This is a genomic window from Arthrobacter sp. Cza30 (assembly GCF_059090765.1).
This window is the reverse complement of sequence record NZ_JBNHGA010000003.1, coordinates 22,217-38,328: the sequence shown is the minus strand read 5'-3', so window position 1 is coordinate 38,328 and position 16,112 is coordinate 22,217. Positions and strand designations below refer to the sequence as shown.

14 protein-coding genes are annotated in these 16,112 nt (G+C 72.2%); 9 read left to right on the top strand and 5 right to left on the bottom strand.

Going from position 1 to position 16,112, the window contains the following annotated elements; translation table 11 throughout:
• Nucleotides 1–37: 37 nt before the first annotated feature.
• Nucleotides 38–682, top strand: a complete 645-nt coding sequence (locus AC5RVZ_RS09770; protein ID WP_494065558.1) for a TetR/AcrR family transcriptional regulator — start codon at nucleotides 38–40, stop codon at nucleotides 680–682.
• A gap of 34 nt (nucleotides 683–716) precedes the next feature.
• Here the strand turns inward: AC5RVZ_RS09770 and AC5RVZ_RS09765 are convergent, their stop codons facing one another.
• Complete coding sequence (locus AC5RVZ_RS09765) at nucleotides 717–1,706, bottom strand: o-succinylbenzoate synthase (protein WP_494065557.1); 990 nt, start codon at nucleotides 1,704–1,706, stop codon at nucleotides 717–719.
• Between the two features lie 99 nt (nucleotides 1,707–1,805).
• On the opposite strand from AC5RVZ_RS09765, the gene AC5RVZ_RS09760 reads away from it, so the two are divergent.
• From AC5RVZ_RS09760 to metH, 4 genes are all read left to right on the top strand, one after another.
• Nucleotides 1,806–2,141, top strand: coding sequence for a PadR family transcriptional regulator (locus AC5RVZ_RS09760; RefSeq protein WP_494065556.1), 336 nt, complete (start codon nucleotides 1,806–1,808; stop codon nucleotides 2,139–2,141).
• A 1-nt stretch (nucleotide 2,142) separates the two neighbouring features.
• Entirely contained in the window at nucleotides 2,143–3,108 is a 966-nt protein-coding gene (locus AC5RVZ_RS09755) for a permease prefix domain 1-containing protein (protein ID WP_494065555.1), read from the top strand.
• Between the two features lie 53 nt (nucleotides 3,109–3,161).
• Nucleotides 3,162–3,962 carry an LLM class F420-dependent oxidoreductase gene (locus tag AC5RVZ_RS09750; protein WP_494065554.1) on the top strand — a complete coding sequence of 267 codons (801 nt, stop codon included), beginning with the start codon at nucleotides 3,162–3,164 and terminating at the stop codon, nucleotides 3,960–3,962.
• 193 nt (nucleotides 3,963–4,155) lie between these two features.
• Complete coding sequence (metH, locus tag AC5RVZ_RS09745; protein WP_494065553.1) at nucleotides 4,156–7,788, top strand: methionine synthase; 3,633 nt, start codon at nucleotides 4,156–4,158, stop codon at nucleotides 7,786–7,788.
• 141 nt (nucleotides 7,789–7,929) lie between these two features.
• On the opposite strand, the gene AC5RVZ_RS09740 is transcribed toward metH, so the two are convergent.
• Both AC5RVZ_RS09740 and AC5RVZ_RS09735 read right to left on the bottom strand, forming a co-directional pair.
• A complete protein-coding gene (locus tag AC5RVZ_RS09740; RefSeq protein WP_494065552.1) occupies nucleotides 7,930–10,905 on the bottom strand; it encodes an ATP-binding cassette domain-containing protein in 2,976 nt (991 codons plus the stop codon).
• Nucleotides 10,906–10,913: 8 nt separating this feature from the next.
• The gene (locus AC5RVZ_RS09735; RefSeq protein ID WP_494065551.1) at nucleotides 10,914–11,465 is read right to left on the bottom strand and encodes a hypothetical protein; all 552 of its coding nucleotides are present in this window, start codon (nucleotides 11,463–11,465) and stop codon (nucleotides 10,914–10,916) included.
• A gap of 76 nt (nucleotides 11,466–11,541) precedes the next feature.
• Here AC5RVZ_RS09735 and AC5RVZ_RS09730 point away from each other — a divergent pair, with 76 nt between their 5' ends.
• Both AC5RVZ_RS09730 and AC5RVZ_RS09725 read left to right on the top strand, forming a co-directional pair.
• Nucleotides 11,542–12,450, top strand: coding sequence for a 1,4-dihydroxy-2-naphthoyl-CoA synthase (locus tag AC5RVZ_RS09730; RefSeq protein ID WP_494065550.1), 909 nt, complete (start codon nucleotides 11,542–11,544; stop codon nucleotides 12,448–12,450).
• Between the two features lie 8 nt (nucleotides 12,451–12,458).
• Nucleotides 12,459–13,613 carry an AMP-binding protein gene (locus tag AC5RVZ_RS09725; protein WP_494065549.1) on the top strand — a complete coding sequence of 385 codons (1,155 nt, stop codon included), beginning with the start codon at nucleotides 12,459–12,461 and terminating at the stop codon, nucleotides 13,611–13,613.
• A 7-nt stretch (nucleotides 13,614–13,620) separates the two neighbouring features.
• Here AC5RVZ_RS09725 and AC5RVZ_RS09720 read toward each other — a convergent pair whose 3' ends face one another.
• On the bottom strand, nucleotides 13,621–14,001 hold the full coding sequence (locus AC5RVZ_RS09720) for a VOC family protein (protein ID WP_494065548.1): 381 nt from the start codon (nucleotides 13,999–14,001) through the stop codon (nucleotides 13,621–13,623).
• Between the two features lie 95 nt (nucleotides 14,002–14,096).
• On the opposite strand from AC5RVZ_RS09720, the gene AC5RVZ_RS09715 reads away from it, so the two are divergent.
• Nucleotides 14,097–15,077 (top strand): 1,4-dihydroxy-2-naphthoate polyprenyltransferase, encoded by a 981-nt coding sequence (locus AC5RVZ_RS09715; RefSeq protein ID WP_494065547.1) that lies wholly within the window; start codon nucleotides 14,097–14,099, stop codon nucleotides 15,075–15,077.
• A 129-nt stretch (nucleotides 15,078–15,206) separates the two neighbouring features.
• Here the strand turns inward: AC5RVZ_RS09715 and AC5RVZ_RS09710 are convergent, their stop codons facing one another.
• Nucleotides 15,207–15,512: a DUF4229 domain-containing protein gene (locus AC5RVZ_RS09710; RefSeq protein ID WP_494065546.1), complete on the bottom strand. Its 306-nt coding sequence runs from the start codon at nucleotides 15,510–15,512 to the stop codon at nucleotides 15,207–15,209.
• 116 nt (nucleotides 15,513–15,628) lie between these two features.
• Between AC5RVZ_RS09710 and AC5RVZ_RS09705 the strand changes: the two genes are divergently transcribed.
• Nucleotides 15,629–16,111 (top strand): PLD nuclease N-terminal domain-containing protein, encoded by a 483-nt coding sequence (locus AC5RVZ_RS09705; protein ID WP_494065545.1) that lies wholly within the window; start codon nucleotides 15,629–15,631, stop codon nucleotides 16,109–16,111.
• Nucleotide 16,112: the final 1 nt, after the last annotated feature.

The following is a 16,112-nucleotide window of genomic DNA, read 5'->3' as shown; positions in this document are numbered from 1 at the left end:
TTCGATGCACACTGACACCGTTGCGGAAGGAGGACGCATGGCCGACACCGTCACCGCGCCCTCGCGCCGCCGTGAGGCCACGCGCCAACGCCTGCTGGATGCCGCCGCCCAGGTCTTCGCCGAGGTCGGCCTGGACGCGGCATCCGTCGAGGCGATCTGCGACCGGGCAGGCTTCACGCGCGGCGCGTTCTATTCGAACTTCGAGACCAAGGACGAGCTGTTCCTCGAGCTCGCGGGCAACGTCGCCCGCGCGCGCGTGGAGGCCGTGCGCGAGCGGGTGGACGGCCTGCAGCGGGGAGGCGCCTTCGACGAAGCGCCCGCCGACGCTCTCGCGATCATCCAGCAGGTGCTCGATGTCTCCGCCGACGACCGCCTCGGGGTGCTGCTGGGCAGCGAGATCCGCATCCACGCTCTGCGCAGCCCGGCGCTCGCCGTCGCCTACCTCGCCCAGGAGGACGAGATGCGGCGGAGCGTGGCGCACATCATCGACGACATCGGCCGCGCCAAGGTGCTGCGTTTCCGCCTCCCCAGTGATCAGGCAGCGCGTCTGATGCTCACGGTGTGGGAGGACTCGGCGGTCCGCGCCACCATGGCGGGTCTGGATCACGAGGAGATGCGCCTTCGCACCAATGAGGAGCTCGCGCGGGTCGCGCAGCTCATCATCGAGGTCCCCGAGTCGTGACCGCCGCGGTCGGAGAGGGGATGGGATCGGCGGCTCAGCCCTCCCCGAGCAGCTCGTAGCACCGCGTCAGCCGGGTCAGCCACCACTCGCGCCGATCGTCGGATGCCGCATGCGCATCGAGCAGCGACGGGTCGGGCTCGATCCGGCCCACCGGCAGTGAGCCGGCGCGAGGCGTGAGCGACGGGGACGCGACATCCGCGCTGAACAGCGACGCCGTGCCCAGGCCGCAGTCGTAGTCGAGCGTCGGCAGCGCCGCGGCCAGTGTCGCCCCCATGGCGAGGCCGACCGAGGTGTCGAGGGCGCTCGACACGACGGCCGGCAGCCCGGCCTCGGCGACGATGTCGAGCGCACGGCGGATGCCGCCCAGTGGCTGCGCCTTCACGACCAGCACGTCGGCCGCCCCCGCGCGGGCGACGGCGAGCGGGTCCGATGCCTTGCGAACGCTCTCGTCGGCGGCGATGGGGATGCCCATGTACTTCACGCGACGCCGAAGCTGCGCGAGGTCGTCGACCGTGGCGCACGGCTGCTCGGCGTATTCGAGATCGAACTCCGCGAGCCCGTGCAAGGCGTGCTCGGCCTCGTCGACGTTCCATCCGCCGTTCGCGTCGATGCGGATGCGGCCTTCCGGACCCATCGCGTCTCGCACGGCGCGTACGCGCGCGATGTCGTCCTCGAGGCGCTGGCCGGCCTCGGCGACCTTGACCTTCGCCGTCCGGCATCCGTCGAAGCGCGCGAGGACGCCGGGAACGGACCGCGCGTCCACCGCCGGCACGGTGGCGTTGACGGGGATCTCGTCGCGCAGCGGGGCCGGCTGAGGCATCCAGCCGTAGTCGACGGCGGCGGCGAGCCAGGTGGCCGACTCGCGGTCGTCGTACTCCGTGAAGGGCGAGAACTCCGTCCAGCCCTCGGGGCCCTCGAAGAGAACGGCCTCGCGGACGTCGACGCCGCGGAACCGCGTCGCCAGCGGCACGGCGACGACGCGCGCGGTGCGGAGGATGTCGGCGAGCGAAGGAAGCGCGGTCATGCTCCCATCTTGGTCACCGTCCCGGCGCAACGACGAGATCTCGTCATGACGACAATGTGTTGTTGACGATGGTGTGTGACACACAGTATCGTGTGAGGCATGAGCGAGTCGGAGATCCTCGAGACGCACCTGCAGGAGCTGCGGCGCGGCACGGTCGTCCTGGCATGCCTGCGGCTGCTGGCCGTGCCCGGCTACGGGTACGGACTGCTCGAGGAGCTCCAGACGCGAGGCTTCGCGACGGATGCCAACACCCTCTATCCGCTGCTGCGGCGCCTCGAGAAGCAGGGGTGTCTCACCAGCGAGTGGAACACGGACGAAGCGAGGCCCCGCAAGTTCTACCGCACCAGCGCGGCGGGCGCTCGCCTGGCATCCGCGCTCACCGACGACTTCCGCGCGATCGCGGCGGCGATCGATGCGCTTCCGAAGGAGGACTGATATGACCACCACAACCCTCACCGAACGGTACGTCGACGCCGCGATGCGCACGGTGCCCGAGCGACAGCGCGCCGACCTGGCCGCCGAGCTGCGCGCCTCGATCGACGACCAGGTCGAGGCCCGCGTGGCCGACGGCCAGGATCGGGCTGCCGCCGAGCGCGCGGTCCTCATCGACCTCGGCGACCCCGAGAAGCTGGCCGCGGATTACACCGACCGGCCGCTGCACCTCATCGGCCCGCGCTACTACCTCGCGTGGTGGCGCCTGACGAAGCTGCTGTGGGCGATCGTCCCGGCGTGCGCGGCGTTCGGCGTCGCGCTCGGACAGACCCTCGCCGGCGCTGATTTCGGCGAGATCATCGCCTCCGTCGTCTCGGTGGTTCTCGGCGTCGTCGTCCACATCGGGTTCTGGACCACGCTCGTGTTCTTCATCGTCGAGCGCACGGCGAAAGGCAGCGACGTCGGATTCGTCGGCGACTGGACGCCCGAGAGCCTGCCGGAGCCGCGGGATCGCGGCGCCGGACTGACCGACCTGGTCGCGTCCCTGGTCTTCCTCGCCGTCGCCGCGGGGGCGATCCTCTGGGACCGGTTCGTCGGCTTCGTCCTGGTGGCCGAGACGGGAGAGCGGATGCCGTTCCTCGCGCCGTCGCTCTGGCCCTGGTGGATCGGCGCGCTGTTCGTGCTCATGGTGCTCGAGGCGCTGCTCGCCATCTCGGTCTACGCCAAGGGCCGCTGGGACATCGGCTCGGCGACGGTGAACCTGTGCCTCAACCTCGCGATCGCGCTGCCGGCGGTGTGGCTGCTGATGAACGAGCAGCTGGTGAATCCCGGTTTCTTCGACGCGGTGATCGCCGCCGGCAGCGTGGAGACGGTCCGTGGCGTCGTGCTGACGCTGACCGGCTTCGGCATCGTGGCCGTCGCGGCATGGGACGCGGTCGACGCCTTCGTGAAGGCGCGGCGCGCGCGCTGACGCAGTGGGCGGGTGCCGGAGGCGACGGCATCCGCCCGCTTAGGCTGAAACCCATGCCTCTTCTGGATACCCCCGTCCGCCTCGGCGTGCAGCTGCAGCCCCAGCACGCTCCGTACCCGGCCTTCCGCGACGCGGTGCGCCGCCTCGAGGAGATGGGAGTGGACATCCTGTTCAACTGGGACCACTTCTTCCCGCTCTCAGGCGATCCCGAAGGGATGCACTTCGAGTCCTGGACGATGCTCGCCGCGTGGGCCGAGCAGACCGAGCGGGTCGAGTTCGGAGCGCTCGTGAACTGCAACAGCTACCGCAACCCCGACCTGCAGGCTGACATGGCGCGCACCGTGGACCACATCTCTGCGAAGGGCGGCGGTCTCGGCCGCTTCATCTTCGCCACCGGCGCCGGCTGGTTCGCCCGCGACTACGCCGAGTACGGCTACGAGTTCGGCACCGCCGGCTCGCGGCTGGACGACCTCGCCGTGGGACTCGAGCGCATCGAGGCGCGGTGGGCGAAGCTCAATCCCGCGCCGACCCGCGACATCCCGGTGATGATCGGCGGCAAGGGCGAGCAGAAGACGCTGCGCCTCGTGGCGCGTCACGCCGACATCTGGCACAGCTTCGTCCGACCGGACGAACTGGCGCACAAGCTCGACGTCATCGAGCGCTGGGCCGAGCGCGAGCAGCGCGACACGTCCGACCTGGTGATCTCCAACGAGCTCCACCAGAAGGGCGAGGACTTCGCCGACGAGCTCTACGACGCCGGCGTGCGCCTGTTCACGCTGGCGTTCCACGGGCCGGACTGGAACTACGACCTCGTGCGCTCCTGGCTGCGCTGGCGCGACGCCAAGAACGCCTGACCCGTCGCGTCCCGTCCCGGTGTCGTTTCCGTGAGACAGCATCGGGACGCCGAGACTGCGTGAACGCGGACGCTGTCTCGGCGCTCGGATGCTGTCTCGCGGAGGGGCGACCGACCACGGGATGCCTCGAGCGGCGCCGACGCAGACCGTCACGCGAGCGGCCGGGCAGGGCCTGCGCGACTAAAATCGCCGAGTGACCGCCGCCTCCACCGCTCCCCGCTTCGCGCTCGACATCGAGGGCGTCCCGCGCCCGGATCGCTCGGAGCGGCTGCGGGATGCCGTGCAGCGCCGTGTCGTCATCGCCGATGGCGCCATGGGCACGATGCTGCAGCGTCACGACCTGTCGATCGAGACGGACTTCCAGGGGCTCGAGGGCTGCAACGAGATCCTCAACATCACGAGGCCCGACGTCATCGCGGCGATCCACGACGCCTACCTCGCGGTGGGCGTCGACGCCGTCGAGACCAACACCTTCGGGGCGAACTGGTCCAACCTCGGCGACTACGGCATCGACGACCGCATCGCCGAACTGGCGGCCGCCGGCGCCCGCATCGCGCGCGAACGCGCCGAAGCGGCTGAGGCCGCGGACGGCCGTGAGCGGTGGGTGCTCGGCTCCATGGGACCGGGCACGAAACTCCCCAGCCTCGGTCACACGACGTACGACCACCTGAAGCAGACGTTCGCCCTGCAGGCCGAAGGCCTCATCGACGGCGGGGCCGACGCGTTCCTCGTGGAGACCTCGCAGGATCTCCTGCAGACCAAGGCGGCCATCAACGGCTGCAGGCAGGCGATCGTGAGCCGCGGCATCCGGCTGCCGATCTTCGTCGAGGTCACGGTCGAGACCACCGGCACGATGCTGATGGGCAGCGAGATCGGCGCCGCCCTGACGGCGATCGAGCCGCTCGGCGTCGACGCGATCGGCCTGAACTGCGCCACGGGTCCGACGGAGATGAGCGAGCACCTGCGTCACCTCTCCCGGCACGCGACCGTGCCCATCGCGTGCATGCCCAACGCCGGGCTCCCGGTGCTGACCGCCGACGGCGCGCACTATCCGCTGTCGCCGTCCGAGCTGGCGACCGCGCACGAGCAGTTCGTGCGCGAGTTCGGCCTGGGCCTCGTGGGCGGATGCTGCGGCACGACCCCCGAGCACCTGGCCGCCGTCGTCGAGCGGCTGCGGCCGCTGCGGGCGGCGGGGGAGCGGCGACCGGCACTCGATCCCGGCGTGGCGTCGCTGTACCAGCACGTCTCCTTCGCGCAGGATGCCTCGTACCTCGCCATCGGCGAGCGGACCAACGCCAACGGCTCCAAGGCGTTCCGCGAGGCGATGCTCGAGGGGCGGTGGGACGACTGCGTCGAGATCGCGCGCAACCAGATCCGGGTCGGCGCGCACCTGCTCGACGTCTGCGTGGACTACGTCGGGCGCGACGGCGTCGCCGACATCCGTGAGGTGGTGTCGCGGTTCGCCTCGGCCTCCACGCTGCCGCTCGTGGTGGACTCCACCGAGCCGGGGGTGATCCGGGCGGGACTCGAGCTCATCGGCGGCCGCCCGGTCGTCAACTCCGTCAACTACGAGGACGGCGACGGCCCGACCTCGCGGTTCGGCCGCATCATGCCGCTCGTCAAGGAGCACGGCACCGCGGTGATCGCCCTGACGATCGACGAGCAGGGCCAGGCCCGCACCGCCGACGACAAGATGCGGATCGCCTCCCGGCTCGTGGAGGAGCTGACCGGCGCGTGGGGGATGCGGGTGACCGACATCATCGTCGACTGCCTGACGTTCCCGATCGCCACGGGACAGGAGGAGACGCGCCGCGACGCGATCGAGACGATCGAGGCGATCCGCCGGATCACCCAGAAGTACCCCGGCATCCAGACCACCCTCGGGGTGTCCAACGTGTCGTTCGGGCTCAACCCCGCCGCCCGGAGCGTGCTCAACTCGGCGTTCCTGCATGAGGCCGTCCAGGCAGGGCTGACTTCGGCGATCGTCGACGCCGCCAAGATCGTGCCGCTGGCGTCGCTGTCGGACGAGCAGCGCCAGGTCGCGCTCGACCTGGTATGGGACCGCCGCGAGTACGACGCCGACGGCAACGTCACCTACGACCCGCTGGCCCGCATGCTCGACCTCTTCGCCGGCGTCGACACCGCCGCCCTGCGCGACCAGCGCGCCGCCGAGCTCGCGGCGCTGCCGGTCGGCGAGCGCCTCGAGCGGCGCATCATCGACGGCGAGGGCAAGGGGCTCGAAGCCGACCTGGACCTCGCCCGCGAGGGCGGGCTCACGCCGCTGCAGATCATCAACGATCACCTGCTCGAGGGCATGAAGATCGTCGGCGAGCGTTTCGGCGCCGGTGAGATGCAGCTGCCCTTCGTGCTGCAGTCGGCCGAGGTCATGAAGACGGCGGTGGCCCTCCTCGAGCCCCACATGGAGCGAGCGGATGCCTCCGGCCGGGGCCGCATCGTCCTGGCGACCGTGCGCGGTGACGTGCACGACATCGGCAAGAACCTCGTCGACATCATCCTGACCAACAACGGCTACGAGGTGATCAACCTCGGGATCAAGCAGCCGATCGCCGACATCATCGCCGCCGCCGAGGAGCACGACGCCGACGTGATCGGCATGTCGGGCCTGCTGGTGAAGTCCACGGTCGTCATGAAGGAGAACCTCGAGGAGCTGCAGTCAAGGGGCCTCGCCAAGCGCTGGCCGATCATCCTCGGCGGCGCGGCGCTCACCCGCGCCTACGTCGAGGACGACCTCGCCGGACTCTTCGAGGGCGAGGTGCGCTACGCCCGCGACGCCTTCGAGGGGCTGGCGCTCATGGAGCCCCTCGTGAAGATCGCGCGCGGCGCCGATCCCGCGTCGGTGGGGCTCCCGGCACTGAAGAAGCGCCGCCACGCCGCGGGTTCGCGGCTCACGCTCACGGAGCCCGAAGCCATGCCGGCCCGCTCGGACGTGGCATCCGACAATCCCGTTCCCGCGCCGCCGTTCTGGGGGACCCGCATCGTCCGGGGGATCGCGCTGCAGGACTACGCCGCCTTCCTCGACGAGCGCGCGACGTTCATGGGGCAGTGGGGCCTCAAGCCGGGGCGCGGCGCGGACGGCCTGTCGTACGAGGTGCTCGTGCAGACCGAGGGACGACCGCGGCTGCGGTACTGGCTGGACCGCATCCTCGCCGAGGGGATGCTGGACGCCTCGGTCGCGTACGGCTACTTCCCGGTGGTGTCCGAGGGCGATGACGTGGTCGTGCTGCACCACGGCGACGACCCGGCGGGCGTGCTGGGAGCCCCGGGGCTGCTCGCGCCCGACGGCGGCTCGGACGGGGCGATCGGCGCCGACCGACTGCGGTTCCACTTCCCCCGCCAGCGTCGCGACCGGCACCTGTGCCTCGCCGACTTCGTGCGGTCACGCGGGTCCGGGCAGGTCGACGTGCTTCCCGTGCAGCTCGTCACCGCCGGCGCACGCATCGACACGGTGACGGCGAAGCTCTTCGCCGAAGACCGGTACCGCGACTACTACGAGCTCAACGGGCTGGTCATGCAGCTCACCGAGGCGCTCGCGGAGTACTGGCACGCGCGCGTGCGCGCGGAGCTCGGCTTCTCGGATGAGGACCCCACCGACACGGCGGGCCTGTTCAAGCTCGAGTACCGCGGTGCCCGGTTCTCGCTCGGCTACCCGGCGTGCCCCGACATGGAGGACCGCCGCAAGGTCGTCGAGCTGCTGCGCCCCGAGCGCATGGGGGTCGAGCTCAGCGAGGAGCTGCAGCTGCACCCCGAGCAGTCCACGGACGCGTTCGTCTTCCATCACCCCGAGGCGAAGTACTTCTCCGTCTGAGGCGCGGCCGGCGCAGGAGAAGTCGTCCTCCACAGGAGGTTCGGCGGGGCGACGTCCTGTCGAGGTGCGGTTCTCCTGTGGACGGGACAGGATGCCACGGCGCCGGGCGGTGGCCGCGGCACGTGCCGCGGCATCCCGGGGTCAGGGCGTCGGAGCGGGCACGCGACTCGGAAGTGGCCGGGCGGCAGGAGCGAGGGGCTTGGTGCGACGCAGCGCCGCGAGGACGGGACGCCCGACGAGCAGGAGGCCGAGCACCGTCGTGACGGCGCGGAGGGTGTCCCAGCCGGCGGTCGAGGTGACGAGCGAATACAGCAGGAACCCGGCGAGGTTCTCCACCAGCGGCGCCCCCGGCTCGTACGAGATGCCGGTGCCGTAGCCGACCGCGAACGGCCAGAACCACAGATTCATCAGCAGCCCGAAGACGTAGGAGGCGGCGACGCCGTACCCGCAGAGCATCGCGATCTCGGAACGGCGCTCCACCTGGCGGGGAAGCAGCCCCGCCATCGCAGCGACCCACCCGCACGCGAACATCTGGAACGGCGTCCAGGGTCCGAAGCTGCCGGTCACGGCCGTCGACAGGACGATCGTGGCCAGACCCAGCAGCATCCCGAACCTCGCCCCGAAGGCGCGGCCGGCGAGGATCAGCAGGATGAACACGGCCTCGACGCCGCCCGCGCCGGTGCCCGCGATGCGGACGGCCGCGCCGATCGCGGCGAGGGTTCCCAGCAGCGCCAGCATGTGGGCCGAACGGACGGTGCCGTCCAGCGTCGCGACGACGACGAGCGCGGCGAGCGGTGCGAGGGCGAGAGCGGCGACGGGGACGGCCGCGTGCGCCTGCTGGGGGAGCGCGGCGGCGACGAGGGGCCAGCAGAAGGAGGCCAACGCCACCGCATTCGCGGCGAGCAGCGCCATGAGGGGAATTCGCCGCGCGGCCGCGACCGCCGCAGGGTGAGCTGGACCGGCCGGGCGCGACGAGGGCTCGTCCCGGCGGTGGGGCGCCGGAATCCGGGAACGACGCGGAGCCGCGACCTGCGCCGTCGCGGGAGCAGGGAGCGAGGCATCCGGTCGGGATGCCGGCGCGGCGGCGAGCACGCCGGCATCCATCGTCAGAACCCGATCCGCGAGGGCGGCCACCTCGGGCTCGTGCGACGCGATCAGCACGGCCGCGCCCTGCGCCGCCAGTCCCACCAGCGCCGCGCACACCATGGCGCGCGCCGCCGGGTCGAGCCCCCGCGTCGGCTCGTCCACGAGGAGGACGCGCGGCCGCGTCGCGAGCTGGATCGCGAGCGCGAGGCACCGGCGCTCGCCGACCGAGAGGTCCCGCGGATGCCGCGCCAGTCGCATCCGGAACTCCGGGCTCTCGGGCTCGAGGCCGAGGAAGGCGGCGAGGAGCGCCGCCGTGGTGCCCGCCGGCGCCGGGGCGAGCGGGAGGAATCGAGGAGATCCGCCGGATCGAGGAGCGGATCCCGCGATCTCGTCCTCGTTCCCGGTCATCTCCGCATTCACGCGCGCACGCCGGCGTTCGGTCCGCGCCGCGCGCCGGTCGGCCCGCTCGCATTCGGCTGCGACGGAGTCGTGCACGAACAGGTCGTCCGAGGCATCCGGGACGAGGGCGACACGTCCGCCGGCGACCACATCGCTTCCGCGCGGCGGCAGGGCGAGCGCGGCGAGCAGACTCGACTTGCCGGCGCCGTTGGGCCCGACGAGCGCGACCACCTCGCCGGGGAGAAGGTCGAGCTCGGCCGCCGCGACGGCGACGAGGTCGCGGTGGCGCACCGTGACCGCCCGGGCACGCAGCACCGCATCGCCCACGGCGAGGGCATCGTCCGTCCGGGGCGGAGTCAGACCTCGGGCCGGCCCGTCGCGGTCCGATCCGGCACGGGGGAGCCCCTCGACGACCGTCCCGCCGTCGATCCGGAACGCCCGGTCGGCGACGCTCGTCAGGGCCTCCACGCGGTGCTCGGCGACGACGACGCACACGCCCGCCTCGTGCGCCAGCCGGTCCAGCACGTCGACCACGCGCCCGCGAGCCGCCCCGTCGAGGTCGGCCAGCGGCTCGTCGACGAGCAGCAGGATGGGATGCTCCACGACGGCGGCGGCGATCGCGACGAGCGTCGCCTCACCGGCCGACAGCCCGCGCATCGACCGGTCGAGCAGCGCCGTCACGCCGACGCGGCCCGCGACCTCCGCGACGCGCGCGGTCGTGATCGTCGGGGCGACGCCGCGCAGCTCGAGTGCGAGTCCGATCTCGTCTCGCACCCGATCCGTGACGAACGCCTCCCGCGGATGCTGCAGCACGACCCCGACCCGCTGCGCGAGGTCCCTCGGCGGCACCTCGCGGCGATCGTGACCGACGACACGCGGATTCCCCGTGAGCCAGCCGCCGTCGACGTGGGTGTGCAGGCCGGCCAGTGCCCGCAGCAGCGTGGACTTGCCCGAGCCGGTGGGGCCGGACAGGAGAGTGAGGGAGCCGGTGGAGAGCGTGAGATCGTCGACGCGCAGGCCCACGGCGCCCGCCACGCCCGCGTCGGGGATTCGATCGCCGCCGCCGAAGCCCAGCGAGACCGTCAACGCCTCGACGGGCGCGTCGCAGGCGCCGTCGAGGCCGCGGCCGGCGAACCCCCGGAGCTCGAGCGCCGCGGCGAGGGCGCCCGCGCGCTCGAGGGTCCGCTGCAGCAGCGGCACGAGCATCCGCACGCCGCGGCGCTCGCCTCGCAGCCGCTGCGCGAACGCGACCGCCCGCGCGGCCTCGGCGAGGGACGGAAGGGTCGCCCAGGCGATGGCCAGCGCACGGGCGAGACCCCGCAGCGGCCCACGCCGGGACGCCCGGGCGAACACGCGCGCGACGTCGACGACGGCGTTGACGACACCGAACGCGAGGATGCCGACGGCGATCGGCAGTGCGCTCACGGCGGCATCCCACAGGCCGTCCGCGGTCACCGGACCGAACATCACCACGTGCGCGAACGGCGCCGGCAGCCGCAGCGACGGCAGCGCGAGCAGCACCGGTCCGTCGCCGTCGGCGCCGTGGAACAGCATCCGGTAGACGACCCGGATCACCACGAACCCGACGGCGAGCGCCGCCGCGGCACGCAGGGGCCCGGGTCGGAACGTCACGGCATCGGTTACGGGGTCGGTGCGGCGGGCTCGCCGTTCAGGGTGAAGAGGAGCTCGACGGCGTCGCCGGGCTGCAGCTCCAGCGTCGACAGGCCTTCCTGCGCGTAGCCCCACTCGCCGCCGCCGGGCTTGACCCACAGCGACCAGTACGCGAACGCGGCGGGCATCGCCTGGCAGGTCTCGAAGTAGTCCGAGCCGTCCTCGGCCGGCAGCGCCGTGTCCTCAGCGGGCACGCCGTCGACACGGCACACCACCTGGTCGCCGTACTCCTCGGTGCCCTCGGTCTCGATGCCCGCCAGCCTCAGGGCCTCGGCGGCGATCACCGGCTCTTCGGTGATGAGGCACTGCTCCTCGGCGGGGTCGTCCCCGAGGGCGGAGGCATCCACGACGATCGTGACGCCCTCGTCGCCCGAGCACGCGGTGTCGGTCGAGACCGAGGCGGTCGCCTCCCCGGTCTCCGTCGCCGTCGGCGTGGGCGTTGCGGAGGCGCAGCCGGCGAGAGTGAGGAGCAGGACAGCGGATGCCGCAGCGGCGGCGAGAGGGCGAAGCGTCGAAGTCACCGATCCAGGCTAGGCCTCGCGGCGACCGGGTCCGCACCGCATGACGCTCGAGGTCGCACCGCCGTAGGCTGGCCGGGTGACGGTTTCGGAGCTGTTCGACGAGAACGAGTGGATCGCGGCGCCCGGCGCCCCGGACGGCGGATACACCGACATCACGGCTCACGTGTCGAAGGACGGACGCATCGCACGCATCGCGTTCGATCGCCCCGACGTGCGCAACGCCTTCCGGCCGCACACCGTCGACGAGCTGTACCGCGCCCTCGACCTCGCGCGCCAGGATCCGCGCATCGGCGTCGTGCTGCTGACGGGCAACGGGCCGAGCCCGAAGGACGGCGGCTGGGCCTTCTGCTCGGGCGGCGACCAGCGCATCCGCGGCCGCGACGGCTACAAGTACTCCGACGACGAGCAGGCGGTGGCCGACCCCGCCCGTGCCGGCCGACTGCACATCCTGGAGGTGCAGCGGCTCATCCGGTTCATGCCCAAGGTCGTGATCGCGGTGATCCCCGGGTGGGCGGCCGGCGGCGGACACTCCCTGCACGTCGTGTGCGATCTGTCGATCGCATCTGGCGAGCACGGGCGGTTCAAGCAGACCGACGCCGACGTCGGCTCGTTCGACGCCGGCTACGGCTCGGCGTACATGGCCAGGCAGGTGGGGCAGAAGTTCGCGCGCGAGGTGTTCTTCCTCGCCGAGGAGTACTCCGCGCAGCGCGCGCACGAGATGGGGGCGGTCAACCGCGTCGTCCCGCACGCCGACCTCGAGCGCGAGGCCGTCGCCATGGCGCGGACGATCCTGACCAAGTCGCCGACGGCCATCCGCATGCTGAAGTTCGCGTTCAACGCGGTCGACGACGGGATGGTCGGGCAGCAGGTGTTCGCCGGCGAGGCGACGCGGCTCGCCTACGGCACCGATGAGGCCGTCGAGGGACGCGACGCGTTCCTGCAGAAGCGCGACCCCGACTGGTCGCCGTATCCCTGGCACTACTGAGGTCGGCTGTGAAGCTGCAGCCGGTCACGGGCGACGATCCGCGGGAGATCCTGCGCAGCCTCCGCGGCGCGATCCACGGTGCAGGCCCCGCGCTCGCGCTCGGGCTCGTCGAGGGACTCCCGCCGGACGTCGACGCCGGAACAGCGGTGGTCGTGACCACCTCCGGCTCGACCGGCATCCCCAAGAGCGTCGTCCTCAGCCGTGACGCGCTCACGGCCAGCGCCCTCGCGACGGCCGACCGCATCGGCGACGGCGCGTGGCTCCTCGCCCTGCCGGCCGCCTACGTCGCGGGCCTGCAGGTCCTGGTCCGATCGCTCGTCGCCGATCGGGAGCCGGCGATCCTCTCCGGAGCCTTCACGCCGCAGTCCTTCGCCGCGGCTGCCCGCACGATGGTCTCGACCGTGCGCGGGAACCGCGTGCCGACCTACACCTCCCTCGTCCCCGCCCAGCTGTCGAAGCTGCTCGACGCCGCCGAGGCCGACGCGGGCGTGCTGGCGGCGCTGCGGTCCTTCGAGGCGATCCTCGTCGGGGGTCAGGCGCTGCCGGCCGCGACGCTCGAACGAGCCGAGTCCGCCGGTGCGCGCATCGTCCGCACGTACGGGGCCACCGAGACCAGCGGCGGCTGCGTGTACGACGGGGTTCCGCTGCGCGGGGTCCGCGTGCGCATCGAGAGCGGTGAGGTGCAGGTGTCGGGGCCGACCCTCGCGGGCGGCTACCTCGGCGACCCGGAACGGACGGATGCCGCGTTCCCGCGGGACCGGGACGGGGCACGGTGGTACCGCACCGGTGACGCGGGCCTGATCGAGGACGGTGTCCTGCGGGTGCGGGGACGACTGGACAACGTCATCGTCTCCGGCGGCATCAACGTCTCGCTCGATCGCGTGGAGCGGGTGGTGCGGTCGGTCCCCGGGCTGGCTGAGGCCGTCGTGGTGGGCGTTCCGGACGAGCGCTGGGGCGAGGCATCCGTCGTCGTCGCGGCCCGCGGCGAGGCGCTGCGCCGGAGCGAGGCGACGCAGCTGGAAGAGGCGCGCGCGGCGGTGCAGGCCGAGATCGGCGCGCACGCGCGGCCGTCGCGGCTGGTGCTCGTCGATGAGCTGCCGACGCTGCTGTCGGGCAAACCGGACCGTGAGACGATCCGCCGCGCCGTCGCGGCGCTGCACTGAGGGGCCGTCAGCGCGGCGGCGGACCGGCGTCGACGACGCAGAAGCGATTGCCTTCGGTGTCCTCCAGCACGATCCAGTCGGCGTCCTCGGGGTATCCGTCCCAGTCGACTTCGCGCGCGCCGAGGCCGAGCAGGCGCTGGACCTCGGCCTGCTGGTCCTCGGCGTAGAGGTCCAGGTGGATCCGCGGCGGGTAGTGCTGCGGGTACCCGGTCACCGACAGGGCGAGACTCGCGCCGGGCGCTGCCCAGTCCGGCTTGTCCGGCGGGTCGAGGATCACCCAGTCGTCGGTCGGCTCGCGGCGGTTGACGTAGCCGAGCGCGCCGCGCCAGAACGCGCCCGCTCGATCGATGTCCTCCACGGTCAGCACGATGGATCCGATGCTCAACATCCCGCCATGGTCGGCTCACGACGCTGCGGTGGCGAGGGACTTGACGAGCGCGGCTCCGCGAGCCGACATGGCCGCGACGCCTAGAATGTGCACTCGTGGCAGGCACCTCCAGCAAGAAACGCAAGCGCCCGGGACCGAAGAACCACGTGACGCGCAGCAATCCGCAGAAGCCTCGGGTGTCGCGTGACCCCGCGCGTCCCAGCAAGGCGTCGGCACGCGACTGGATCGCGGCGGCACGGCTGCGCACGCTCCCGCTGGCCATCACGCCGGTGCTGATCGGCACCGGCGCGGCGATGCTCGTCGTCGACGAGTTCCACTGGGTGATCGCCCTCTTCTGCCTCATCGTCGCCGCCGCGCTGCAGATCGGCGTCAACTACGCCAACGACTACAGCGACGGCATCCGCGGGACCGACGACCACCGTGTCGGCCCGGCGCGGCTGACCGCCTCGCGAAAGGCCGAGCCTCGCACGGTGCTCCTCGTCGCGATGGGCTTCTTCGCGATCGCGGCGCTGGCGGGCCTCGCCATCACCATCCGCACGCAGCAGTGGTGGCTCATCGCAGTCGGCGCGGCGTGCATCGTCGCGGCCTGGTTCTACACCGGCGGCAAGCGCCCCTACGGCTACTACGGGCTGGGCGAGGTGTTCGTCTTCGTCTTCTTCGGACTGGTCGCGACCCTCGGGACGACCTGGGTGCAGGCCCTGTCGCTGCCGCAGGAAGCGTGGTTCGGGGCGGTCGCCGCCGGTCTGCTGGCGTGCGCCGTGCTGCTGGCGAACAACCTCCGCGACATCGACCAGGACCGGGCTGCCGGCAAGCGCACTCTGACCGTGCTCATCGGCCGCACCGCGACGCGCTGGCTGTTCACGCTGTTCGTGCTCGTGCCCTTCGTCATCGCGGTCCTCCTGGCGCTGTTCTACCCGATCGCGTGGCTGACCCTGCTGGCGCTGCTCGGCGCGCTCCCGGCCATCCTCATCGTCTGGACGTACCGGGATCCGCGCGAGCTGGTGGTCGCCCTGGGTGTGACCTCGCTCACGTCGGTGGCGTACGGGGCGTTCCTGTTCTGGGCCTTCGTCGGCTGAGCGACACGCCCGCCCGCGGGGGCGCCGCGCGGAGGAGATGCGTCCTTCCGCAGGATCCCCGCGCGGCCGACGTCCTGTGCAAGGCCGTTTCTCCTGCGGGGGATACCGTGGGCGGCGCGCGACGGCCGGTCAGGCGCGCGGGTCGGCGCCGGGCGCGTCCGCGGAACCGGCGGCCGCATCGGCGGCGGCATCCTCGGTCTCCTCGTCGCTGACCGCGGCGCGGGCGCGGGCGCGGCGCTCGGCGAGGCCGGAGGTGACCTCCTCGAGCGGCTTGCGCAGGAACAGCACCGACAGGCTCAGCCCGATGAGGGCTGCGAAGACTGCGGCGAGCCAGTAGTACTCCCGCATGATCGGGAACAGCATCAGGATGCCGAACGGCACCAGGAACGCCAGCAGCCGCAGGACCGAGTAGACGATGGCCGAGCGCGCTTTCACGCGTCCATCCTAGGTTCCGACGCCCGGAGAAGCCTGGGCGCCCGGCACTGCAGACTCACAGCGACGGTTCGGTCACGACCGGACCACAGCGTGACGGGCCCGCCTAGGATGGGAGCATGCCTCGGGTGCTGCTCATTCTGGCCCTGGTGGCGGCCGCGTTCTGGGTCTTCACCATCGTCGATTGCGCCGTGCAGCCCCCGTCGCGTCACCGCGGTGTCAGCAAGCCGGTGTGGCTGGTCATCGTGATCCTGCTGCCGGTGCTCGGCGGCATCCTGTGGCTTCTCGTCGGACGCGTGCGCAAGTCCGCCGTCGCCGCGCGCCGCGCTCCCGACGACGACCCCGACTTCCTCGGCCGCATCGGGTCCATCAGCGATCAGGACGAGCGCATCCGGCGCCTCGAGGAAGAGCTCGCGCAGCTCGACGCGGAGGATGACGACCCCCGCTGGAGCCCGCCGATCCGGCCCGCCGGCGATGCGGCGGCGCCCGAGTCGGGCGCATCCGGATCCTCGACCGCTCCCGGCGCGGCGCCGACCGACCCGCCCAGCCGTCCCGCCGACGGCGACGACGACACCCGCGGGCAGCGCGGCGTCGTCGGCTGAC